The organism is Streptomyces sp. HUAS 15-9 (assembly GCF_025642155.1).
In the GTDB taxonomy this organism is placed as follows: domain Bacteria; phylum Actinomycetota; class Actinomycetes; order Streptomycetales; family Streptomycetaceae; genus Streptomyces.
Genome location: NZ_CP106798.1, coordinates 2177725 through 2199445 on the forward strand (window position 1 = coordinate 2177725; position 21721 = coordinate 2199445).

Genomic DNA, 21721 nt, shown 5'->3' on the forward strand with positions numbered 1-21721 from the left:
TCCGGATGCGGCGTACGGATGTGCTGACGCCCCGGCGCCGACGGGGGTGGCCCCGGAGACCCGCGCGACCGGTCTGACCAGCCGTAGTGAACTTTCACAGAAAGGCCCCTGCGCATGCGGCACGCCATACAGCACGCGGACGTCGGCACCGCGGAACTGGACACGGCCCTGCGGGGCGGCCCCTTTCATGTCGCGCTGCGCGCCGCGATCGCCGCCCGCGGACTGCCGCTCCAGCGGGTGCAGCACCATCTGTCGCGGTACGGGGTCAAGGTGGGCGTGACCAGCCTGAGTTATTGGCAGCAGGGCGCCCGCCGCCCCCAGCGCCCCGAGTCGCTGCGGGCCGTACGGGCGCTGGAGGAGATCCTGCAGCTGCCCGAGGAGTCGCTGATCCGGCTGCTGGCCGAGGCGGACGGCCGCTCGGCCGGGCAGCGCCCGGCGCACCGGTCGTACCGCTCGATGATCGAGGCCTCGGACGTCCTGGACCGGCTCCTGGCCGGGCTGGGCTGGTCCCTCGACGGCGGGCTGCACACCCTCGGGCACCACGAGCGGGTACGGATCGGAGCCCGCCGGGAGCTGGCGGGCCGCGAGTCGCACCACATCGTGCGGGCCCACCGGGACGGCGTGGACCGCTTCGTGGCCGTCCACCACGGCGACCCGGGCTGTGTGCCGGAGCGCATGACGGTGCACGCCCTGGAGAACTGCCGCACGGGACGCGTCCGCGTGGACCGGGACACCGGCGTGCTCGTCGCCGAGCTGCTCTTCGGCACCCGGCTGCGGTCCGGCGACACCTTCCTCTTCCGGTACGCCGTCGAGGACGGCACGGCCGGGCTCTCGCGCGAGTACCTGCGCGGTTTCGGCTTTCCCGGCGGTCAGTACGCGCTTCAGGTGCGGTTCGACTCGAACGCGGTGCCGGTGCGCTGCCACCGGTTCGCCCAGCACTCGCCGGCCGCCCCGCGCAGCGGCCGCCAGGAGCTGCCCCTGAGCGGGCCGCACCGCTCGGTGCACCTGGTGGAGCCGCGGGTACGGCCCGGCATCGTGGGGATCGGCTGGGACTGGGAGTGAACGCCTGCCCCGCTCATCCGGTGATCAAGGCCCGGGTCAGCCGGTGACGGCCCCTGGTCATCCGGTGATCAGGCGCCCGGCCTCGCGATGATCTTGCCGTTCGTGACCTTGACCGAAAGCTCGCTCAACGGCTCCGTGGCCGGGGACTGCACGACCTTTCCGGTCACGGCGTCGAACTCGCTCCCGTGGCACGGACAGATCAGCGTCGTCCCCTGAAGCTTGTCGATGGGGCACCCCGCGTGCGTGCAGATCGTGCTGTACGCCTTGAGCGTGCCGTTCCCGTCCCGGCTGACCACCACGTTGTGGTCCCGGTACAGCTTCGCGCTCCCCTCGGCGACCTCACTCTCGGCACCGAGCTCGACGGGCGCGGTCGGCATCGCGTCCGTGGTGACGCCGCCCCCGACCCCCGCACACGCGGTGAGGCCGAGGCCGGCGAGCGGAGTGACGGCGGCGCCTCGAAGGACGGTACGGCGGCTCGCTGGGGGTCGGGCGGACATCAGGGGTCTCCACTGTTCGGGGGTGGATGGCGCAGGCCGACGATACCTGGGGCGGTCATCACGGATCGGAGTGGGCCGGAGTGGGTCGAAGTGGGCGTGAAGGGTGCGCGAGTGGGCGCGAGGAAGAGACGTAAACGTTTACGCAAGCGTTTACGTGTAGCAGTCGGATGGGATACCTTCCCCGCCAGAAGGCCCATCGCGGCCCAGGGAAGGAGCCCGATGCCCACCATGGCCGACGTCGCACGGAGCGCCGGAGTCTCCGTGGCGACCGTCTCCCACGTGCTCAACGGCACGCGTCCGGTGCTGCCCCACACCCGTCGGGCGGTGCTGGACGCGATCGACGAGCTCGGCTACACGCCCAACACGCTCGCCCGCTCCCTGGTGACCTCCCGCACCCGCTCCATCGGGCTCGCGGTCTCGGCCATCAGCAACCCCTACTTCACGGAGATCCTCCAGGGCGTCGAGGCCGGCGCCCTGGAGGAGGGCTACAGCCTGCTCATCGCCGACCCGCACGACGACCCCGGGCACGAACGCAAGGTCGTCCAGCTCCTCCATGAGCGACGCGTGGACGGCATGATCGTCGCCCCCTCCGCCGACCCTCGGGAGCTCGTCGCCTATCTGGGCCGCCACGCTGTGCCGACCGTGTTCCTGGACCGCGTGATCGACGCCCACACCGACGGCGCCCCACGCTTCGACCAGGTCTGCGCCGAGAACACCGACCCGATGGCCCGGCTCGTCACCCACCTCGCCGAGCGGGGCCATGGCCGGATCGGCCTGGTCGCGGGCCTGCCCGGGCTCAGCACCACCGGCGAGCGGATCACGGGCTACCGGCAGGGCCTGGCCGCCGCCGGTCTGGTCCACGACGAACGCCTCGTGGCCCCGGGCAACTCCGAGTCGGCGCGTGCCGAGCGGGCCACCTCGGACCTGCTCTCCCTCGCCGACCCGCCGACGGCACTGATCACCGCCAACAACGCGATGACCATCGGTGCTCTGCGCGCCCTGCGCGAACGCGGCCTGAGCGTGCCCGACGACATCGCCCTGTGCTGCTTCGACGACTTCGCCTGGGCGGATCTGTTCTCGCCCCGGCTCACCGCGATCGCCCAGCCCAGCAGGGAGATCGGCGCGCAGGCCGTCCGGGTGCTGCTGGACCGCCTGGCCGCGCCGGACCGGCCCGCCCGGACCGTGCGGCTGCCCTGTGCCTTCGTCCACCGCACGTCGTGCGGCTGCCCGGAGCGGCCCGAGGGGGCCGCCGACCAGTCCAGGAAAGGAAGCGACTCGTGATCGTCGTCGCCGGTGAGGCACTGATCGACCTCGTACCGCAGGGCACGGGTGCCCTGGCGGACCTGAAGCCGGCGCTCGGCGGCGGCCCCTACAACACGGCCGTGGCCCTCGGCCGACTCGGCTCCCCCACGGCCTTCTGTTCCCGCACCTCGTGCGACCCCTTCGGCGAGGCCCTGCTCGACGGGCTGCGCCGGGCCGGCGTGGACGTCTCCCGCGTGCAGCGCGGCACGGAGCCGACCACGCTCGCGGTCGCCACGGTCGACGGGAACGGGTCGGCCGCCTACTCCTTCTACGTCGAAGGCACCGCCGACCGGCGGTTCACGGCCCCCGCCGAGCTCCCGGCCGCGGCACGCGCGGTGTCCTTCGGGACCTGCTCGCTCGTCCTGGAACCGGGGGCGAGCGCCTACGAGGAGCTGATGCGGACCGCGGCCGGGCAGGGACTCTTCACCGCGCTCGACCCGAACATCCGGGCGGGTCTGATCCCGGACGCGGATGCCTACCGGGCGCGTTTCAGGAGCTGGCTGCCGTCGGTGACGCTGCTGAAGGTCTCCGAGGAGGATGCCCAGTGGCTGGGCGGCACCCCGCGCGAGTGGCTGGCCGCGGGCCCCTCGGCCGTGGTGATCACCCGGGGCGGCGACGGTCTCACCGCATTCACCCGGGACGGCGCGGAGTACTCCGTGCCGGGCGAGAAGGTCGCGGTCGTCGACACGATCGGCGCCGGCGACACGGTGAACGCGGCGCTGCTGCACGGCCTGTCCGCGCAAGACGCCCTCTCTGCCGAGGCGCTGGCCGGGCTGGGCGCCGACGGCTGGACGCGGCTGCTGCGGTTCGCGGCGCGTGCGGCGGCGGTGACCTGTTCACGGGCGGGGGCGGAACCGCCGTTCGCGGCCGAACTCGGGGAGTTCTAGCCGTACTTTCCACACTTCCAGGGCCGGGGTGGCTGCTGGTTGAACGAACGGTGCCCCACGGGGAGTTCCCGCGGGGCACCGTTTTCTGGGGATTCGTCAGAGCATGGCCGCCGGCCGGCTCACGCCTTCCGTGCCCGTGTCGTCTTCTTCGCGGGTGCCGCCTTCTTGGTGATCGCTGCCGCCTTCTCGGTCGCCGTGTTGTTGGCGGTCCTGGTCGTCCGGGCCGTGGCCGTCTTCTTCGCCGGCGACTTGGCGGCGACCGTCTTCCTGGCCGCCGTCTTGCGCTGGGCGGGCACCGACGCCGCGTCGCTGATCCGGTCGGCGCCGAGGATCTCGCGCAGGAACTTGCCGGTGTGGCTGGCCGGGATCCCGGCGACCTCCTCCGGCGTGCCCTCGGCGACGACGAGCCCGCCGCCGGCGCCGCCCTCCGGGCCCATGTCGACGACCCAGTCGGCGGTCTTGATCACATCGAGGTTGTGCTCGATGACGATGACCGTGTTGCCCTTGTCGACCAGACCGGACAGGACCTTCAGCAGCTTGCTGATGTCCTCGAAGTGCAGACCGGTGGTCGGCTCGTCCAGGACGTAGACCGTGCGGCCGGTGGAGCGCTTCTGCAGCTCGCTGGCGAGCTTGACGCGCTGCGCCTCACCGCCGGACAGGGTGGTCGCGGACTGTCCGAGCCGGACATAGCCGAGCCCGACGTCCTTGAGCGTGTTGAGGTGGCGGGCGATCGCGGGGACGGCCTCGAAGAACTCCGTCGCCTCCTCGATCGGCATGTTCAGCACGTCGGCGATGGACTTGCCCTTGTAGTGGACGTCCAGCGTCTCCCGGTTGTAGCGGGCGCCGTGGCAGACCTCGCACGGGACGTAGACGTCCGGGAGGAAGTTCATCTCGATCTTGATCGTGCCGTCGCCCGCGCAGTTCTCGCAGCGGCCGCCCTTGACGTTGAAGGAGAAGCGGCCGGGCAGATAGCCGCGGACCTTCGCCTCGGTCGTCTCGGCGAACAGCTTGCGGACGTGGTCGAAGACGCCGGTGTACGTCGCCGGGTTGGACCGCGGGGTGCGGCCGATGGGCGACTGGTCGACGTGCACGACCTTGTCGACGAGGTCGTCGCCGTCCACGCGCGTGTGCCGGCCGGGGACGTTCCTCGCGCCGTTCAGCTCGCGGGCCAGGTGCGTGTAGAGGATGTCGTTGACCAGCGTCGACTTGCCGGATCCGGAGACTCCCGTGACGGCGGTGAACAGGCCCAGCGGGAAGGAGACGTCGATGTCCTGCAGGTTGTTCTCGCGGGCGCCGTGCACCGTGAGCCGACGGGACGGGTCCTGGGGGCGCCGGATGTCGGGCAGCGGGATCGACTTCTTGCCGGACAGATACTGACCGGTCATGGACTCGGCGTTGGCCAGCAGTTCCTTGAGCGAGCCGCTGTGCACGACCTTGCCGCCGTGCTCGCCCGCGCCGGGGCCGATGTCGACGACCCAGTCGGCGACCTTGATGGTGTCCTCGTCGTGCTCGACGACGATGAGCGTGTTGCCCATGTCGCGCAGCCGGACCAGGGTCTCGATGAGGCGGTGGTTGTCCCGCTGGTGCAGACCGATGGACGGCTCGTCCAGCACGTACAGCACGCCGACCAGGCCGGAGCCGATCTGCGTGGCCAGGCGGATGCGCTGGGCCTCGCCGCCGGAGAGCGTGCCGGCCGCGCGGTTGAGCGAGAGGTAGTCCAGGCCGACGTCGACCAGGAACCGCAGACGCTCGTTGACCTCCTTCAGCACGCGCTCGGCGATCTTCTTGTCGCGGGCGTTGAGCTTCAGCTCGCCCAGGAAGTCCGCGCAGTCGCTGATGGACATCGCGGAGACCTCGGCGATCGACTTTTCCATGATCGTGACTGCGAGGACGATCGGCTTCAGGCGCGTGCCCGCACAGGTGGGGCAGGGCACCTCGCGCATATAGCCCTCGAAGCGCTCGCGGCTGGCGTCGCTCTCGGCCTCGCTGTGCCGGCGCTTGACGAAGGGGACGGCACCCTCGAAGGGCGTGGTGTACACGCGCTCACGGCCGTACCTGTTGCGGTAGCGGACCTCGATCTGCGTCTTGTGGCCGTACAGCAGGGCCTTCTTGGCGCGCTGCGGCAGACCGGCGAAGGGGATGTCCGTACGGAATCCCAGCGCGTCCGCCAGGGCGCCGATCAGGCGGCCGAAGTAGTCCTTGGTGTGCCCGTGCGACCAGGGGTGGATGGCGCCCTCGTCCAGGGACTTGTCCTCGTCCGGGACGATCAGCTCCGCGTCGACCTCCATGCGCGTGCCGATGCCGGTGCACTCGGGGCAGGCGCCGAAGGGCGAGTTGAAGGAGAAGGAGCGCGGCTCCAGTTCCTCGAAGGACAGGTCGTCGTACGGGCAGTACAGGTGCTCCGAGTACATGCGCTCGCGCTCGGGGTCGTCCGCGGGGAGGTCGACGAAGTCAAGAACGACCATGCCACCGGACAGGCCGAGAGCGGTCTCCACGGAGTCGGTGAGCCGGCGCTTGGCGGAGTCCTTGACCGTGAGGCGGTCGATGACCACCTCGATGGTGTGCTTCTCCTGCTTCTTCAGGGCGGGCGGGTCGGAGAGCTGGATGGTCTCGCCGTCCACGCGCGCGCGGCTGTAGCCCTTGGTCTGGAGGTCCGCGAACAGGTCGACGAACTCTCCCTTGCGCTCGCGCACGAGCGGCGAGAGCACCTGGAAGCGGCTCCCCTCCGGCAGTTCCAGGACCTTATCGACGATCGCCTGCGGCGATTGGCGCGAGATGGGGCGGCCGCACTCGGGGCAGTGCGGCTTGCCGATGCGCGCGAAGAGCAGCCGCAGGTAGTCGTAGACCTCGGTGATGGTGCCGACCGTCGAGCGCGGGTTGCGCGAGGTCGACTTCTGGTCGATGGAGACCGCCGGGGACAGGCCCTCGATGAAGTCGACGTCCGGCTTGTCCATCTGGCCGAGGAACTGACGGGCGTACGAGGAGAGCGACTCCACGTAACGCCGCTGGCCCTCGGCGAAGATCGTGTCGAACGCCAGCGAGGACTTGCCCGAACCCGACAGGCCCGTGAAGACGATGAGCGAGTCGCGTGGCAGGTCGAGCGAGACATTCTTCAGGTTGTGCTCGCGCGCGCCACGGACGATGAGACGGTCGGCCACGCCGGTCCGCACCTTTCTTGAGAGAAGTGACAGGGGCGGGGCCCCCGTCGTTCTTCAGACTAGGGGGAGCCACTGACAACGCCGGTCGGATTCCCGGTTCCGTAAACAATCCCGGCCCATCCAGCATGCCCGACGCCGCACCCGACCATATAGCACGCACATTCGATTTGCGGGGCTGACCCACCACCTTCACCCGAAGGAGTGGCGGGGTTAGGGTCGGCCTCATGATGGATCACGCGCGTGACCTGGCGTCTGTACGTGACGCGACCGAACGGCTCCTCACCGCAGCCGCCGCACTGGACAACGCGTCCACCGCCGAGCCGTCACGGCTGCCCGGCTGGACCCGTGGCCATGTCCTCGCCCACCTCGCCCGCAACGCGGACGCGCTGGTGAACGTCCTCGAAGGGCGCCCCATGTACGAGTCGGGGGAGGCCCGCGACGCCGACATCGAACGGGACGCCCCGCGCGCCCTCGACGTCCAGCTCGCCGACCTGCGCGAGAGCGGCGCACGCTTCCAGGCGGCGGGGGCCGCGCCCGCGGACTGGGCGCGCACGGTGGAGCTGCGCAACGGGGTCACCGACTCGGCGTCCCGGGTGCCGTTCCGGCGGTGGGTCGAGGTCGAGCTGCACCATGTGGACCTGGGGATCGGGTACGAGCTGGAGGATCTTCCGGCGGACTTCACTCAGCGGGAGACCGACTTCCTCGCGGAGCGCTTCGGCGGACACCCGAGCGTGCCCTCGACCGCTCTGGTCGCCGACGGCGGCCGCACCTGGACCACGGGCGGCGGCGCGCCGGGCGGCCCGATCGCGGTGGAGGGCACGGCCGCCGATCTCCTCGGCTGGCTCGCCGGCCGCCGGGACGGCTCGGGGCTGACGGTGAAGGGCGGCGAACTGCCGACGCTCCCCCCGCTGTAGCACGTGGACGCCGCCCGGTCCGCTCCCCCGCTATAGGCTGCCGCCATGACGTACAGCGGTGAGGTGACGGTCGGCGGACCGGCGGACGTGCACGAGCTGAAGGACCTGATGATCACCAAGATCGCGGTCGGCCCGATGGACAACAACGCTTATCTGCTGCGCTGCCGGGCCACGGACGAGCAGCTGCTGATCGACGCCGCGAACGAGGCGCAGACACTGCTCGGCATGATCGGTGACGACGGCATCGCGTCCGTCGTCACCACGCATCAGCACGGTGACCACTGGCAGGCGCTCGGCGAGGTCGTGGCGGTCACGGGCGCGCGTACGTACGCCGGGCGGGAGGACGCCCCCGGTATCCCGGTGCCGACCGACGTCCTGGTCGACGACGGTGATGTGATCCGGGTGGGGCGTGTGGAGCTCACCGCGCGCCATCTGGTGGGGCACACGCCGGGGTCGATCGCGCTGGTCTACGACGACCCGCACGGCCACCCGCACGTCTTCACCGGGGACTGTCTGTTCCCGGGCGGTGTGGGCAACACGCGCAAGGATCCGAAGGCGTTCGCCAGTCTGATCCATGACGTCGAGACGAAGATCTTCGGCGCGCTGCCGGACGAGACCTGGGTCTACCCGGGGCACGGCAACGACACCACGCTGGGCGCCGAGCGCCCGCATCTGCCGGAGTGGCACGCGCGCGGGTGGTGAGCGCGGCCCCGGCCAGGACGCCGGGCCCGGCGCGAACTTTGTACGTGCGCCCCGCGCAAGCGCGTTGCGCGCGCCCCGTGTGAATCGTTCGCACGCGCCGGTGACCCGCGCGCGCTCCCGGTGCTCGTTGTCGGGCAGTCAACTGGAAGCAGCCCCGCACAGGATGACGGCTCCTGCGCGGTATGGGCCGCCGGTCTTCCGAACCCCGCCCTCGGCCGGCGGCCCAGGCCTGAGCACCTATGGACGTCAGTACCTATAGGACGTCGGTACGCCTAGGGCGTCGGTCGCCTTTTCAAACGCTACGTGTCGGCCTGTGCGGCCCCCACCAGCGCCGCCACCCGCTCCACGCCGAACACATATCCCTGCACGCCGCACCCGGCGATGACGCCGTCGGCGCGCAGGGAGACGTACGAGTGGTGCCGGAACGACTCGCGCTGGTGGATGTTGGAGATGTGCACCTCCAGGACCGGCATGCCGTCGCAGGTGTTCAGCGCGTCCAGAATCGCGACGGACGTGTGTGAGTAGGCGCCGGGGTTGATGACGATCCCGCAGTGGTGGAGCCGCGCCTCGTGGATCCAGTCCACCAACTCGCCCTCGTGGTTGGACTGCCGGAAGTCCACCGTCCCGCCGTGCGCCGCCGCGGCCTTGGCGCACAGGGCCTCGACGTCGGCGAGCGTGTCGGAGCCGTAGATCTCCGGCTGACGCTGGCCGAGCAGATTGAGGTTGGGCCCGTTGAGGATCATGATCGGGGCGTTGGCCAGGGTGCGGGGCACGGTTCCTCCGGTCCGTTCGGGGTGGGCGGTCGCCAAGGGACCGCTGCTCAGACCCGGTTTATCACGGTGCGGCGAGGAGACAAGGGCCCGTACTCTCCCGGCATGACGATGCCTGCGTATCCTCCCAAGCCCTCGCCCGGCGACCGCGTGGCCGTCGTCTCCCCCTCGTCCGGGCTGGCGGAACTCTTCCCGCGGCCCTACGAGCTGGGTCTGCGGCGGCTGCGCGAGGAGTACGGCCTCGTACCCGTCGAGTACCCGACGACCAGGAGGATGGGCACGTCGCCGCGGGACCGCGCCGACGACATCCACGCGGCGTTCGCCGACCCGGACATCAAGGCGGTCGCCGCCACGATCGGCGGTGAGGACCAGATCACGGTGCTGCCGCTGCTGGACCGGGAGTTGATCCGGGCCAACCCGAAGCCGTTCTTCGGGATGAGCGACAACACGAACCTGCTCGCGTACCTGCGCAATGCCGGAATCGTCGGCTACCACGGTGCGATGGTGATGTGCGAGCTGGGCCGCCCCGGAGCCCTGCATCCGCGGACCGCCGAGTCCCTCAGGGCCGCGCTGTTCACCTCCGGGGAGTACGAACTCCGGCCCGCCGAGCGCTGGAACGACGTCGACCGCGACTGGGCCGACCCCGCCACCTTCGACGCGGAACCGCAGTCCCGGCCCGGCACCGGCTGGACCTGGCTGAACGCCGACCGGGTCGTCGAGGGCCGTGGCTGGGGCGGAAACCTGGAGATCCTCGGGTGGCTGCTGATGGCCGACCGCGAGGTCTCGCACGATCTCACGGAGTACGACGGCGGTGTCCTGTTCCTGGAGACCTCCGAGGAACTGCCGAGCGCCACGGAGGTCTTCCGGACCCTGCGCAACTTCGGCGAGCGTGGCCTGCTGCGGCAGTTCTCCGCCCTGCTGATGGGCCGCCCCAAGAGCTGGTCCTTCGAGCGGCCCAACAGTCCCCGGGAGGCGGCGCGTTACGCGACGGAGCAGCGCGAGGCCGTGCGGCGCGCGCTGAAGACATACGCGCCGAACATGCTCGCCGTCCTCGATGTGGATCTGGGCCACACCGACCCCCAACTCGTCATCCCCTATGGGGGCGTGATCCGCGTGGACGGACCGGCCCGGCGCATCATCGTCACCTACTGACGCGGGCCGCACTCCCCACGCCCGCGTAACCAGCGATCACCGTGGGTAGTTGACCCGACATGCGCGATCTACGCACCGTAAGGGCGCCCTCCATGCTGCGGATGGCCGCCGCCTCCCTCGCCGGGACCGCCATCGAGTTCTACGACTTCTTCGTCTACGGGACGGCGGCGGCCCTCGTCCTGGGGCCGCTGTTCTTCCCGACGTTCTCACCCCTGGCGGGGACGCTGGCGGCCTTCGGGACGTTCGGAGTGGGGTTCGTGGCCCGGCCGCTGGGCTCGATGCTCTTCGGGCACATCGGGGACCGGCGCGGGCGGCGGCCCGTTCTCGTCGTCTCGCTCCTGCTGACCGCCGCCTCGACCGTCGCGGTCGGCTGTGTGCCGACGTACGGCTCGATCGGCGTCACCGCTCCCCTGCTACTGCTCGTCCTGCGCTTCCTGCAAGGGCTCGGGCTCGGCGGGGAGTGGGGCGGGGCGGTGCTGCTGACCGCGGAACACGCGCCCGCCGGGCGGCGTGCGCTGTGGTCGAGCTTTCCGCAGATCGGGCCCGCCATCGGCTTCCTGCTCGCCAACGGCGTGATGCTGGCGCTGTCGGCGACACTGTCCGACGCGCAGTTCGCGCAGTGGGGATGGCGGGTGCCGTTCTGGGCGGCCGGAGCGCTGGCCCTGGCCGGTCTGTGGCTGCGCTCCTCGCTCACCGAGAGTCCCCGGTTCCTCGAGATCGAGGACCACGCGCGCGTGCCGCTCGCCGAGGTCGTACGGCACCACTGGCGGCTGGTACTGCTGACGGCCGGGGCGCTCGCGGTGGGATACGCGGTGTTCTACGCGGTGACGACCTGGTCCCTGGCCTATGGGACCGAACGGCTCGGGGTGAGCCGTACCGTCATGCTGACCTGCATCATGGCCGCCGTGGTGGTGAAGGGGGCGCTCACACCCGTGATGGCGCTGCTCGGGGACCGCTACGGGCGGCGGCCGCTGTGCCTGGCGGGGTGCACGGCGATTGCCGTGTGGATGTTCCCGATGGTCGCGCTGCTGGCGACGGCCGAGCCGCTGCTGATGTTCCTCGGCTTCCTGGGGGCGCTGGCGGCGTTCATCACCATGTTCGCGGTGATCGCCGCCTATCTGCCGGAGCTGTACGAGCCGCGGGTGCGGTGCACGGGCGCCGCGGTGGGCTACAACCTCGGCGGGGTCCTCGGGGGCGCGCTCACGCCGATCGTGGCGACGGCGCTCGCGGAGCACAGCGGGCGCGTTCCATGGGGTGTGGGCGCGTATCTGACGGGGATCGCGCTGCTCAGCCTGGGGTGCTTCGCACTGCTGCCGGAGACCCGCCCGGTGCCGGTGGCCGTGGTGGAGCCCGCCTGACGGGTGGTCCGGCGACGGGCGGGTGAGGTCCGCTACGGATTGATCGCCAGCTCCAGATACGCGGCGAACAGCACCAGGTGCACGCCACCCTGCAGCGGCGTGGCCCGCCCGGGCACGACCGTCAGCGAGCTCACCACGATGGTCAGCGCGAACAGCAGCATGCCGGTGGCGCCGAGGCCGAGGACGAGCGGACCGGAGAGCCAGATGGAGGCGAGGGCCACCGCGGGGATGGTCAGTCCGATGCTGGCCATCGCCGAGCCGAGCGCGAGGTTGAGGCTGGTCTGCACCCGGTCACGGCGGGCCGAGCGCAGCGCGGCGATCGTCTCCGGGAGCAGGACGAGCATGGCGATGATCACGCCGACGACGGCCTGGTCCAGACCGGCCGCCTGCACTCCGGACTCGATCGCGGGCGAGACGCCCTTGGTGAGGCCGACGACCCCGATCAGGGCGAGGCCCAGCAGGCCGAGGCTGATCCAGGCGGTGCGGGCGGACGGCGCCTTGGCGTGGTCGTCCGCGGTGATCACCTCGCCCTGCCGGGTGATGGGCAGGAAGTAGTCGCGGTGCCGCACGGTCTGGGTGGCCACGAACAGGCCGTACAGGATCAGCGAGGACAGCGCGGCGAAGGTCAGCTGTACGCCGGAGAACTCCGGTCCCGGCTTGCTGGTGGTGAAGGTCGGCAACACCAGGCTGAGCGTGGCCAGGGTGGCCACGGTCGCGAGGGCGGCGCCGGTGCCCTCGGGGTTGAAGACGGCGGTGCCGTGGCGGAGTGAGGCGACGAGGAGACACAGGCCGATGATCCCGTTGCAGGTGATCATCACGGCCGCGAAGACCGTGTCCCGGGCCAGCGTCGCGCTCTTGGGGCCGCCGTCGGCCATGAGGGTGACGATCAGGGCGACCTCGATGATCGTGACGGCGACGGCGAGGACCAGGGAGCCGAAGGGTTCGCCGACCCGGTGGGCGACCACCTCGGCGTGATGGACCGCGGCCAGGACGGACACCGCCAGGATCACGCTCACCAGCGCGACGACCGCGCCGGGGAGGTGGCGCCCCCAGGTGAGGACGAGAAGGACGACCGCGAGCACCGGCACGAGGAGCGTCCACTGAGTGGTGAGCCACCTGAGCCGAGCGATCATGCTGCGATCGTGGCAGAGGCGTACGGGGTTCGCATTCCGCTCCTTTCCGGTACCGGAGGCCCGGCGTCGGCGCGGCACGGGCCCCCGGATGGTTCGGCTTTCGGTCCTGGTTATGTGAGGTCGCTCGTCTCCACGACGTCGCAGTCGGTGAAGGCCGGAGGCCGAGTGCACAACGCGGCCATCTGCTCGGCGAACTTGCTCGTCTCGGGGTCACTGCTGTTGCGCATGGCCTCCTCGTGGGAGTCGAACTCGATCACCGCGAGATAGCGGCCCGGCTGATTCCTGTCCGCGAGGATCTGACGGCGCGTGGGGCTGTTCTCGCGGCCCGCGAAGCGCTTCTCCATGTCCTCCGACAGGGCCCGCATCTCGTCGATGCGGTCTGTCTCGAAGTCGATGATCTGGACGAACTTCATGGGTGCCTCCACCGGGGCGGCGGCGTCCCCGGCCGGGGACACGCTCTGCCCCCAACGAAGCATCGGGAGCGAAGCGCGGCAATCGCCCCGCACCACTCCCGGGGACCGTTGTTTCTACGTCCGTCGCGGTCAGGCGTCGACACTGTCCTTCGGAGCGCCTTCGCCGGGCACCCGCGCCGCTTCGAGCGCCGCCTGTTTCCGGGACGCCAGCAGGCTGGTGACCGTGGTGACGATCAGGACCACACAGATCACGCCGAGCGAGACCGGAGTGCTGATCTCGGGAATGTGCACCCCGGACTCGTGCAGTGCGTGCAGCACGAGCTTGACGCCGATGAAGCCCAGGATCACGGACAGGCCGTACGAGAGGTGCACCAGCTTTCTCAGCAGGCCGCCTATGAGGAAGTACAACTGCCTGAGGCCCATGAGGGCGAAGGCGTTGGCGGTGAAGACGATGTACGGGTCCTGCGTCAGGCCGAAGATCGCGGGGATCGAGTCGAGCGCGAACAGGACATCCGTGGTACCGATCGCGAGCATCACGACCAGCATCGGCGTCATCACGCGCTTGCCGTTCTGCCGCAGCCACAGCTTGGTGCCGTGGTAGCGGTCGGCCACGCCGAACCTGCGCTCGGCCGCCTTCAGCAGCTTGTTCTCCTCGTACTCCTCGTCCTCCTCGTCGGCCCGGGCCTCCTGGATCAGCTTCCAGGCGGTCCAGAGCAGGAAGGCGCCGAAGAGGTAGAAGACCCACGAGAAACTGGCGATGATCGCGGCGCCCGCGGCGATGAACACGGTCCGCAGGACCAGCGCTATGAGCACGCCGACGAGCAGCACGCGCTGCTGGTACTGCGAGGGCACCGCGAACTTCGCCATGATCAGGACGAAGACGAAGAGGTTGTCGACGCTCAGCGACTTCTCGGTGATGAAGCCCGCGAAGAACTCCCCGGCAGGCCGGCCGCCCGAGAAGAGGAGCAGGCCGAGGCCGAAGAGACCGGCCAGGGCGATCCAGACGACCGTCCAGATCCCGGCTTCCCTGATGGACACGTCATGAGGCTTGCGGCCGATGAAGAAGTCGACCGCGATGAGGGCGGCAAGGCCCGCGATGGTGAGGACCCACAAGTTCACGGAAACATCCATGGCGCCTCCGGCAGTACGTAGCAGAACGTAACGGCACACAGTCAGCGTCATCGCTGCCGGAGGTCTCTTCCGCCCACGATGGACCGGCGCCCCGGGATCAGCCCTGACCCGTATCGACAGGACAACGTCGGCAGACAGGGACTGCTCCCCTCCGTGCGGAAAACAGTACCCCAATCACCAAGGAAAGGTAAAGCCCTTGGCAAAGAAAAGGTCAAGTTCCCAGGTCGGAGTGGCTTTACTTGTGCTTGGTGCGGGCCGCGGCCACCTGTGCCAGCACCCGGTGGAGCACCTCGCTGCCGGGCGGGACGAGCGACGGCTCGTATGTCCAGGCATGCCCGACCCACGGGTCGGCGAGGTGGTCGTCGGGAACCGGCGTGAGTCGCATGAGCGAGCGCCACAAGGGGGCGAGCAGCGGGCCGTAGGCGGCTGCGTCCTCACGGTCCGCGACCATCAGCAGATGCACGCCGACGGACGGCCCCTCGTCCGCGAGATAGCGCAGCTGGTTCACCGCCCGGTCGTCGAAGCCGTGGGGGAAGTCATTGACGATCAGCAGTTGCTGCGCCATGTCGAGACCGGGTGGCAACGACTCGGCCGCGCCACCGCGCAGCGCCATCTGCACCAGGTCGACGCGCTGGGTGAGCCGGCCCAGCACGTCCGCGACGCCCGCCGCGCCGGTCGCGGGCGGAGCCGCGAGCACACCGCTTCGCGTCAGCGGTCCCAATGCCTGCGCTCCCGAACCGGCCGGGTCGATCACATGAACGGCGAACTCCCCCACCGGGTGGACCGCGAGCAGCCGGACCGCAAGAGCCACCGCTGTCTCCATCGCGAGGTGCCGCAGCCCGCCCGGCTCCGGAAAGGGACCGTCGAGGCCCGTGCCGGGGCCGCTGTCGATCCACAGGCCCCGCTCCATGGGCAGCCGGACCAGCATCGGGACGCGCAGCGGCGCGCTCTCGGGCAGGTGGAGGTCGCCCAGGCGCAGGGCCATGGGGGACTCCGTCGGCACGCGGTAGGCATGCCAGACGGGGTTGTCCCAGCGCGCGTACGCCGGCGGGAGCGCATGCTCGACCACCTCGCACTCGGCGGTCAGCTGGGCCAGGTCACGGTCGAGCACCGCTCTCGCCTGCTCGACGAGCCGGGCCCGCTTGGCAGCGGCCGCCTCGCGTTCGTCGTCGCCCGAGGAGCCGAGCCGGTTGCGCGGGTCCGACAGGACCTGGTCGAGCTCCTTGTCCATACGGGATTCGGCGAAGTCGACGGCGCTGCGGTACGCGGCCGTGGTGCGGGCCAGGTCCTCGAACATGCCCCAGACCTGGTTGTAAAGCCGCTCGTCCATGGACCAGCCGGCCGCGTCACCGGCGACGGGCGCGGCGGGCTGTCCGGGCGGGGCGGGGGTGCCTGCGGCGGAGGCGGGGGCGGGGCCGAGTGCCGGCGGTTCGGGTGGGTGTAGTCGACCGGGCCACCGGTGGGCGCCGCCTGTTGCGAGGCGGTGGAGTCGGGCTGCGCGGGGAACGAGGAGCCGGGCACATGACCGCCGTACGGACCTTGTGTGCCGTGAGGTGGCACGGGATCCGGGGTGCCCTGCGGAGCCGGGCCCGGTGCGGAGGTCGCCGTCCGGCGGGACCGGTCGGCGTCCGACGGACGCGACGGCGGCGCGGGGACGGAGCGGGCCATGCCCCGGGCCACCGCCTCGTGGATGCTGCCCGCGAGGTCCACGGCCTGGGGCAGGCCCTGGTCGGTGAGGAGCGCGGCGAGGCCGTCCGCATAGCCCTGGCCGACGGCACGCACCTTCCAGGCGCCCTGTCTGCGGTACAGCTCCAGGGCGACGACGGCCGACTCGGCGTCCAGGCCGGTGAGAGTGAAACCGGCGATCCCGGTGCCGTCGAGGCCGGTGACCGCGACGGAGGGGGCGGGGACGACGCCGAAGCGGGTCGGGCCTCCCACCCCCTCGGGCAGGGCGAGCAGCACATTGACGCGATGCACGGCCTCCGGCATGGCGGCCAGGTCCACCGCGAGGCGGTGGTCGGCCGCCGCCTGCCTGGAGACCTCGAGCCCGGGGAGCGCGGGCGCGCCCGGGTGGGCCACCCACTCGACGCCGCGCGCCTTGCCGTTGTCGTCGCTCAGCGTGGCCGCCGCCACGACGGGCACACCGGCCGAGACCCGGATCTCGAGCCGGACCTGCGAGAGCGGGTGGTTCTGCCCCCGCACCAGCTCGGCCGTCATCGCCTTCCCCCTGTGTCGTGTTGTCGTGTGCCGCTCGCCGGGCCGTCCGGCGGTCCTTACAGGTGCGGCAGGATCGCCGGCATCAGGTCCTGGAAGGTACGGCCGTTGGCCGGGGTACCCAGGGCCGTCATCGTCCAGCTGGCTCCGGCCCGGTGCACCTTCGCCATGATCTGCGCGGTGTACGCGCCACCGCCCGCCAGGGTGTAGCGCGCGAGTTCCTGCCCGTTGGTCTCGTCGACCAGGCGGCAGAACGCGTTCTGCACCTCCTGGAAGGTCTGGCCCGTGAAGGAGTTCACGGTGAAGACGATCTGGTCGATGTGGACCGGGACGCGCGCCAGGTCGACGAGGATGGCCTCGTCGTCACCGCCCTGGCCCACACCGCCGACGAGGTTGTCGCCGGTGTGGCGCACGGAGCCGTCGTCGCTCACCAGGTGGCGGAAGAAGACGACGTCGACCGGCTGCTTCTCCGCGAAGAGCACCGCCGAGGCGTCCAGGTCGATCTCGCGCGTGCGCGAGCCGAACAGCCCGCGCCTGGGTGCCGCCTGCCAGCCGAGACCCATGCGGACCGCGGTCAGGGTGCCCCCATCCTTCTTTTCCAGGCTGATGGCCTGACCCTTGGTCATGTTGACGGACACGGCTGGTTCCCCTCTCGGATTTCCCCTGTTGCCGCACTGCTTGCGGTTGACCAGAACCCTAGTCACGGGCACCGACACTGCCGAACCCCGGCCCGCGGTTTGTGTCGGTCTTGCAACACTCCGCTCACGTGCCGGGATCGGCACGGACCGCGAGGTCAGGCCAGACCGGCCTCCCGCATCTGGCGCAGCTCCTTCTTCATCTCGGAGACCTCGTCGCGCAGCCGGGCCGCGATCTCGAACTGCAGGTCCGCGGCGGCGGCGCGCATGCGCTCCGTCATCTCCTCGATCTGCTCGGCGAGTTCGGCCGCGGGGCGGTCCGTCGGCACCGTGGCCTTCTCCTGGGCCCTGCCCTTGGCCGACTTGGCCTTCGCCCCCTTGGCCGCCTTGTCGCCGAGCGACGGGACGGGGGCCTTGGCTCCCTTGCCGTCCTTGGTCCTGCGGTAGCCGGAACCGAGCAGTTCCTCGGTGTCGACCTCCTCGCGGGCGATCCGCGCCACGATGTCGTTGATCTTCTTGCGGAGCGGCTGGGGGTCGATGCCGTTGGCCGTGTTGTAGGCGACCTGCTTCTCGCGGCGGCGGTTGGTCTCGTCGATGGCCTTCTCCATCGCCGGGGTGATCTTGTCGGCGTACATATGGACCTGACCGGAGACATTGCGCGCCGCGCGGCCGATGGTCTGGATCAGCGAGGTGCCGGAGCGCAGGAAGCCCTCCTTGTCGGCGTCCAGGATCGCCACCAGGGACACCTCGGGCAGGTCGAGGCCCTCACGGAGCAGGTTGATGCCGACCAGTACGTCGAACTCGCCGGAGCGCAGCTCGCGCAGCAGCTCGACGCGGCGCAGGGTGTCGACGTCGCTGTGCAGATAGCGCACCTGGATGCCGAGTTCGAGGAAGTAGTCGGTGAGGTCCTCGGCCATCTTCTTGGTGAGCGTGGTGACCAGGACACGCTCGTCCTTCTCGGTGCGCGTGCGGATCTCGTGCACCAGGTCGTCGATCTGACCCTCGGTCGGCTTGACCACGACCTCCGGGTCGACGAGTCCGGTGGGGCGGATGATCTGCTCGACGACGCCGTCCCCGCGGGACAGCTCGTATGGGCCGGGGGTCGCCGACAGATACACGGCCTGCCCGATCCGCTCCTGGAACTCCTCCCACTTCAGGGGGCGGTTGTCCAGGGCGGAGGGCAGCCGGAAGCCGTGCTCGACGAGGGTGCGCTTGCGGGAGGCGTCGCCCTCGTACATGGCGCCGATCTGCGGCACGGTGACGTGCGACTCGTCGATGACGAGGAGGAAGTCGTCGGGGAAGTAGTCGAGCAGGGTGTTGGGCGGGGAGCCGGGCAGGCGGCCGTCGAAGTGCATCGAGTAGTTCTCCACGCCGGAGCAGGAGCCGATCTGGCGGAGCATCTCGATGTCGTACGTGGTCCGCATGCGCAGCCGCTGGGCCTCCAGGAGCTTGCCCTGCTTCTCCAGTTCGGCGAGGCGCTCCCCCAGCTCCTTCTCGATGTCGTTGACGGCGCGCTCCATGCGCTCCGGGCCCGCGACGTAGTGGGAGGCCGGGAAGACGTACAGCTGCTGGTCGTCGCTGATGATCTCGCCGGTGAGCGGGTGCAGGGTGGACAGCGCCTCGATCTCGTCGCCGAACATCTCGATGCGGACGGCCAGCTCCTCGTACACCGGGAAGATCTCGATGGTGTCGCCGCGGACCCGGAAGGTGCCCCGACTGAACGCCATGTCGTTGCGGGTGTACTGGATGTCGACGAAGCGGCGCAGCAGCTCGTCGCGATCGATCTCGTCGCCGACCCTGAGGGGGACCATGCGGTCCACGTACTCCTGCGGAGTACCGAGGCCGTAGATGCACGAGACCGAGGCGACCACGACGACGTCGCGCCGGGTGAGCAGCGAGTTGGTCGCGGAGTGCCGCAGACGCTCGACCTCCTCGTTGATCGAGGAGTCCTTCTCGATGTAGGTGTCCGACTGGGGGACGTACGCCTCGGGCTGGTAGTAGTCGTAGTACGAGACGAAGTACTCGACCGCGTTGTTCGGGAGGAGCTCGCGGAACTCGTTGGCCAGCTGGGCGGCCAGCGTCTTGTTCGGCGCCATCACGAGCGTGGGGCGCTGGAGCTTCTCGATCATCCACGCGGTGGTGGCGGACTTGCCGGTGCCGGTCGCGCCCAGCAGGACGACGTCCTTCTCACCGGCCTCGATGCGCCTGGCCAGGTCGGCGATGGCCGTCGGCTGGTCGCCGCTGGGCTGGTAGGAGCTGACGACCTCGAAGGGCGCCACCGTGCGTTCGATGTGGGAAACGGGCCGCATGGATCCACCGTACGACCCCGCACTGACAACGGGTCCCGATCACCGGTTCTGCGGGGTGCGGGAACCGCGGTGGCCCGGCTGGCGGGCCTGCGGCCGGCGGCCCGGGGCGGGGGCGACGGCGCGGCCGGGATGCCCGGCTTGTGCTCGACGCGGGTCCAGTCGGGCTTGCCCATCACCATCAGCGGGTCGAACATCACGACGACGCCCGCGAGGAGGAGGAAGGCGAGAGGGCCGATCAGCATGGGGCCGAGCAGGGCCGCGGGCGACTCGCCGGTGGTGGTCGAGCCGTTGCCGTGCAGATGGACGCTGAGGGCGGCCATGCCCGTGTAGTGCATGCCGCTGACGGCGAGCCCCATGACGAGGCTCGCGCCGACGCTCCACAGGAAGCCCCTCACCTGTCCCGCGGCCCACAGGGCGGCGGTGGCGGCCACGACCGCGATGACGACGGAGGCGGCGACGGTGACCGTGTTGTACTGCAGGCTCCCGTTGAGGCGCAGGCCCGCCATGCCGAGGTAGTGCATCGAGGCGACGCCCAGACCGGTGACCGTGCCGCCGGTGAACAGCGCCGCCCCGGTGGCGCCGCGGTAGCCGACGATGAAGATCCCCATCCCCACCATGGCGATGGCGATGCCCAGGCTTGCGTACATCATCGGTTTGTCATAGTGAATCGGTGTCTCCTTGACGGTGAACCCCATCATGGCGACGAAGTGCATGGTCCATATGCCGGAGCCGATCGCGGCGGAGCCGAGGGCGAGCCAGGCGGGCCGCCAGGACTGGGTCACCAGCATGGATCTGGTCGTACAGCGCAGGCCGAGGGCTCCGCCGAGGCACGCCATCAGATAGGCCACCAGCGGGGTGACGATCCCGTAGCTGAATCCGTCGACCGTGCCCTGCATGCGCGGCTGCCCTTCACCCTTTGCGTCCCGGAATACCTGAAATAAGCCCCCGTCCCAGGACCGCTCCGTGCGGTCAGGGTTGACGAGGAGAGTATGACCCCCACCGGAATGGTCGAACGATTTTCCGGCAAAGAATCACGTCCCTGCCCCACTTGTGCGGCACCGGTGTGCGGACTTGGGGAACTTCATTCATTCCGTGGCCTGCCGATACCACCCTCCTGTTGACGCTCTGCTGTCACTCTGGTGCTGTCCGTATTCGCCCGCCGCGAGGAGTACGCATGCACGCGCGCGCAGTTGCCGCCACGACCACCGCGCTCCTGGGGACGGCCACCCTGCTGGCGCCCACCCCCTCCGCCCGGGCCGGCGACGTCGGCGAACAGCCCCGTATCGTCGCCCACCGGGGTGCTTCCGCCTACGCTCCCGAGAACACGCTGCCCGCCATCGACGAGGCGGCCCGGCTGGGCTTCTCCTGGGTCGAGAACGACGTGCAGCGCACCAAGGACGGCGTACTGGTCGTCATCCACGACGACAGCCTCAAACGCACCACGAACGTCGAGAAGGTCTTCCCTGGCCGGGCGCCCTGGAAGGTGAAGGACTTCACCGCCGCCGAGATCGCCCGGCTGGACGCGGGCAACTGGTTCGGCCCCTCGTACGCGGGCACGCGCGTGCCGACCCTGAAGCAGTACATGAGCCGCGTCGAGAGCAACCACGAGAAGCTGCTCCTGGAGATCAAGAATCCCGAGCTGTACCCGGGCATCGAGCAGCAGACCCTCAAGCTCCTCGGCAACGAGGGCTGGCTGGACAGGGCGCACCTGAGCCGCCTGATCGTGCAGAGCTTCAGCGCGGACAGCCTGCGCATCGTCCACGATCTGAAGCCCGGCCTGACGACCGGCTTCCTCGGCACGCCGCCGCCGCGCGACCTGTACCGGTACGCGCGCTTCACCGATCTGATCAACCCCTCGTACGGGACCATCTCCGGCAGCTACGTCACCACCGTGCACGCGTTCCGCGGTCCGCACGGCAGGAGGCTCGGGGTATACACCTGGACCGTCGACGACGCGGCCACCGCCTGGACCGTCGCCCGGTACGGCGTCGACGGCGTCATCACCAACAAGCCCGACGTGGTGTGGGCGGCGCTGACCGGCTACTGAGCCGAACGGCGGGCGTTGTCAGTGGCGGGTCGTACGG

16 protein-coding genes and 2 pseudogenes are annotated in these 21721 nt (G+C 70.3%); 8 read left to right on the forward strand and 10 right to left on the reverse strand.

Annotated elements, in window-relative coordinates:
- Positions 1 to 114 precede the first annotated feature (114 nt).
- Positions 115 to 1062: a hypothetical protein gene (locus N8I87_RS09960; RefSeq protein ID WP_263207478.1), complete on the forward strand. Its 948-nt coding sequence runs from the start codon at positions 115 to 117 to the stop codon at positions 1060 to 1062.
- Between the two features lie 68 nt (positions 1063 to 1130).
- Here N8I87_RS09960 and N8I87_RS09965 read toward each other — a convergent pair whose 3' ends face one another.
- Positions 1131 to 1559, reverse strand: coding sequence for a Rieske (2Fe-2S) protein (locus N8I87_RS09965; RefSeq protein ID WP_263207479.1), 429 nt, complete (start codon positions 1557 to 1559; stop codon positions 1131 to 1133).
- 219 nt (positions 1560 to 1778) lie between these two features.
- On the opposite strand from N8I87_RS09965, the gene N8I87_RS09970 reads away from it, so the two are divergent.
- Together N8I87_RS09970 and N8I87_RS09975 are read left to right on the forward strand one after the other, a co-directional pair.
- The gene (locus tag N8I87_RS09970) at positions 1779 to 2840 is read left to right on the forward strand and encodes a LacI family DNA-binding transcriptional regulator (RefSeq protein ID WP_263207481.1); all 1062 of its coding nucleotides are present in this window, start codon (positions 1779 to 1781) and stop codon (positions 2838 to 2840) included.
- Positions 2837 to 3748 (forward strand): carbohydrate kinase family protein, encoded by a 912-nt coding sequence (locus N8I87_RS09975; protein ID WP_263207483.1) that lies wholly within the window; start codon positions 2837 to 2839, stop codon positions 3746 to 3748. The genes N8I87_RS09970 and N8I87_RS09975 overlap by 4 nt, the downstream gene beginning before the upstream one ends.
- Positions 3749 to 3867: 119 nt before the next feature.
- Here N8I87_RS09975 and uvrA read toward each other — a convergent pair whose 3' ends face one another.
- The gene (gene uvrA / locus N8I87_RS09980) at positions 3868 to 6906 is read right to left on the reverse strand and encodes an excinuclease ABC subunit UvrA (RefSeq protein WP_263207485.1); all 3039 of its coding nucleotides are present in this window, start codon (positions 6904 to 6906) and stop codon (positions 3868 to 3870) included.
- Positions 6907 to 7130: 224 nt separating this feature from the next.
- On the opposite strand from uvrA, the gene N8I87_RS09985 reads away from it, so the two are divergent.
- Entirely contained in the window at positions 7131 to 7820 is a 690-nt protein-coding gene (locus N8I87_RS09985) for a maleylpyruvate isomerase family mycothiol-dependent enzyme (protein ID WP_263207487.1), read from the forward strand.
- Between the two features lie 45 nt (positions 7821 to 7865).
- Positions 7866 to 8522 (forward strand): MBL fold metallo-hydrolase, encoded by a 657-nt coding sequence (locus tag N8I87_RS09990; RefSeq protein ID WP_263207489.1) that lies wholly within the window; start codon positions 7866 to 7868, stop codon positions 8520 to 8522.
- A 299-nt stretch (positions 8523 to 8821) separates the two neighbouring features.
- Here the strand turns inward: N8I87_RS09990 and aroQ are convergent, their stop codons facing one another.
- Positions 8822 to 9295 carry a type II 3-dehydroquinate dehydratase gene (gene aroQ / locus N8I87_RS09995; protein ID WP_263207491.1) on the reverse strand — a complete coding sequence of 158 codons (474 nt, stop codon included), beginning with the start codon at positions 9293 to 9295 and terminating at the stop codon, positions 8822 to 8824.
- A 102-nt stretch (positions 9296 to 9397) separates the two neighbouring features.
- Between aroQ and N8I87_RS10000 the strand changes: the two genes are divergently transcribed.
- Positions 9398 to 10444, forward strand: coding sequence for a S66 family peptidase (locus N8I87_RS10000; RefSeq protein WP_263207493.1), 1047 nt, complete (start codon positions 9398 to 9400; stop codon positions 10442 to 10444).
- A 92-nt stretch (positions 10445 to 10536) separates the two neighbouring features.
- The gene (locus tag N8I87_RS10005) at positions 10537 to 11802 is read left to right on the forward strand and encodes an MFS transporter (RefSeq protein ID WP_263216372.1); all 1266 of its coding nucleotides are present in this window, start codon (positions 10537 to 10539) and stop codon (positions 11800 to 11802) included.
- A gap of 32 nt (positions 11803 to 11834) precedes the next feature.
- On the opposite strand, the gene N8I87_RS10010 is transcribed toward N8I87_RS10005, so the two are convergent.
- The 7 genes and pseudogenes from N8I87_RS10010 to N8I87_RS10040 form a co-directional block, all read right to left on the reverse strand.
- Positions 11835 to 12935: a calcium:cation antiporter gene (locus N8I87_RS10010; RefSeq protein WP_263207495.1), complete on the reverse strand. Its 1101-nt coding sequence runs from the start codon at positions 12933 to 12935 to the stop codon at positions 11835 to 11837.
- A gap of 110 nt (positions 12936 to 13045) precedes the next feature.
- The gene (locus tag N8I87_RS10015) at positions 13046 to 13348 is read right to left on the reverse strand and encodes a hypothetical protein (protein ID WP_263207497.1); all 303 of its coding nucleotides are present in this window, start codon (positions 13346 to 13348) and stop codon (positions 13046 to 13048) included.
- Positions 13349 to 13477: 129 nt separating this feature from the next.
- Complete coding sequence (locus N8I87_RS10020; RefSeq protein ID WP_263207499.1) at positions 13478 to 14479, reverse strand: TerC/Alx family metal homeostasis membrane protein; 1002 nt, start codon at positions 14477 to 14479, stop codon at positions 13478 to 13480.
- A 235-nt stretch (positions 14480 to 14714) separates the two neighbouring features.
- A pseudogene (locus tag N8I87_RS10025) lies at positions 14715 to 16696 on the reverse strand (TerD family protein).
- Positions 16697 to 16752: 56 nt separating this feature from the next.
- The gene (locus tag N8I87_RS10030; RefSeq protein ID WP_263207501.1) at positions 16753 to 17331 is read right to left on the reverse strand and encodes a TerD family protein; all 579 of its coding nucleotides are present in this window, start codon (positions 17329 to 17331) and stop codon (positions 16753 to 16755) included.
- A gap of 155 nt (positions 17332 to 17486) precedes the next feature.
- Positions 17487 to 19637, reverse strand: coding sequence for an excinuclease ABC subunit UvrB (gene uvrB / locus N8I87_RS10035; protein ID WP_263207503.1), 2151 nt, complete (start codon positions 19635 to 19637; stop codon positions 17487 to 17489).
- 39 nt (positions 19638 to 19676) lie between these two features.
- Positions 19677 to 20533 (reverse strand): annotated as a pseudogene (locus N8I87_RS10040) (MHYT domain-containing protein).
- A gap of 278 nt (positions 20534 to 20811) precedes the next feature.
- Here N8I87_RS10040 and N8I87_RS10045 point away from each other — a divergent pair.
- Entirely contained in the window at positions 20812 to 21684 is an 873-nt protein-coding gene (locus tag N8I87_RS10045) for a glycerophosphodiester phosphodiesterase (RefSeq protein ID WP_263207505.1), read from the forward strand.
- Positions 21685 to 21721: the final 37 nt, after the last annotated feature.

Coding starts and splice junctions, on each gene's coding strand:
- N8I87_RS10015 (WP_263207497.1), bottom strand. CDS start 13,348: ATGAAGTTCGTCCAGATCATCGACTTCGAGACAGACCGCATCGACGAG.
- N8I87_RS09990 (WP_263207489.1), top strand. CDS start 7,866: ATGACGTACAGCGGTGAGGTGACGGTCGGCGGACCGGCGGACGTGCAC.
- N8I87_RS10000 (WP_263207493.1), top strand. CDS start 9,398: ATGACGATGCCTGCGTATCCTCCCAAGCCCTCGCCCGGCGACCGCGTG.
- N8I87_RS10020 (WP_263207499.1), bottom strand. CDS start 14,479: ATGGATGTTTCCGTGAACTTGTGGGTCCTCACCATCGCGGGCCTTGCC.
- uvrB (WP_263207503.1), bottom strand. CDS start 19,637: ATGCGGCCCGTTTCCCACATCGAACGCACGGTGGCGCCCTTCGAGGTC.
- N8I87_RS09965 (WP_263207479.1), bottom strand. CDS start 1,559: ATGTCCGCCCGACCCCCAGCGAGCCGCCGTACCGTCCTTCGAGGCGCC.
- N8I87_RS09985 (WP_263207487.1), top strand. CDS start 7,131: ATGATGGATCACGCGCGTGACCTGGCGTCTGTACGTGACGCGACCGAA.
- N8I87_RS10045 (WP_263207505.1), top strand. CDS start 20,812: ATGCACGCGCGCGCAGTTGCCGCCACGACCACCGCGCTCCTGGGGACG.
- N8I87_RS09970 (WP_263207481.1), top strand. CDS start 1,779: ATGCCCACCATGGCCGACGTCGCACGGAGCGCCGGAGTCTCCGTGGCG.
- N8I87_RS10010 (WP_263207495.1), bottom strand. CDS start 12,935: ATGATCGCTCGGCTCAGGTGGCTCACCACTCAGTGGACGCTCCTCGTG.
- N8I87_RS10005 (WP_263216372.1), top strand. CDS start 10,537: ATGCTGCGGATGGCCGCCGCCTCCCTCGCCGGGACCGCCATCGAGTTC.
- N8I87_RS09960 (WP_263207478.1), top strand. CDS start 115: ATGCGGCACGCCATACAGCACGCGGACGTCGGCACCGCGGAACTGGAC.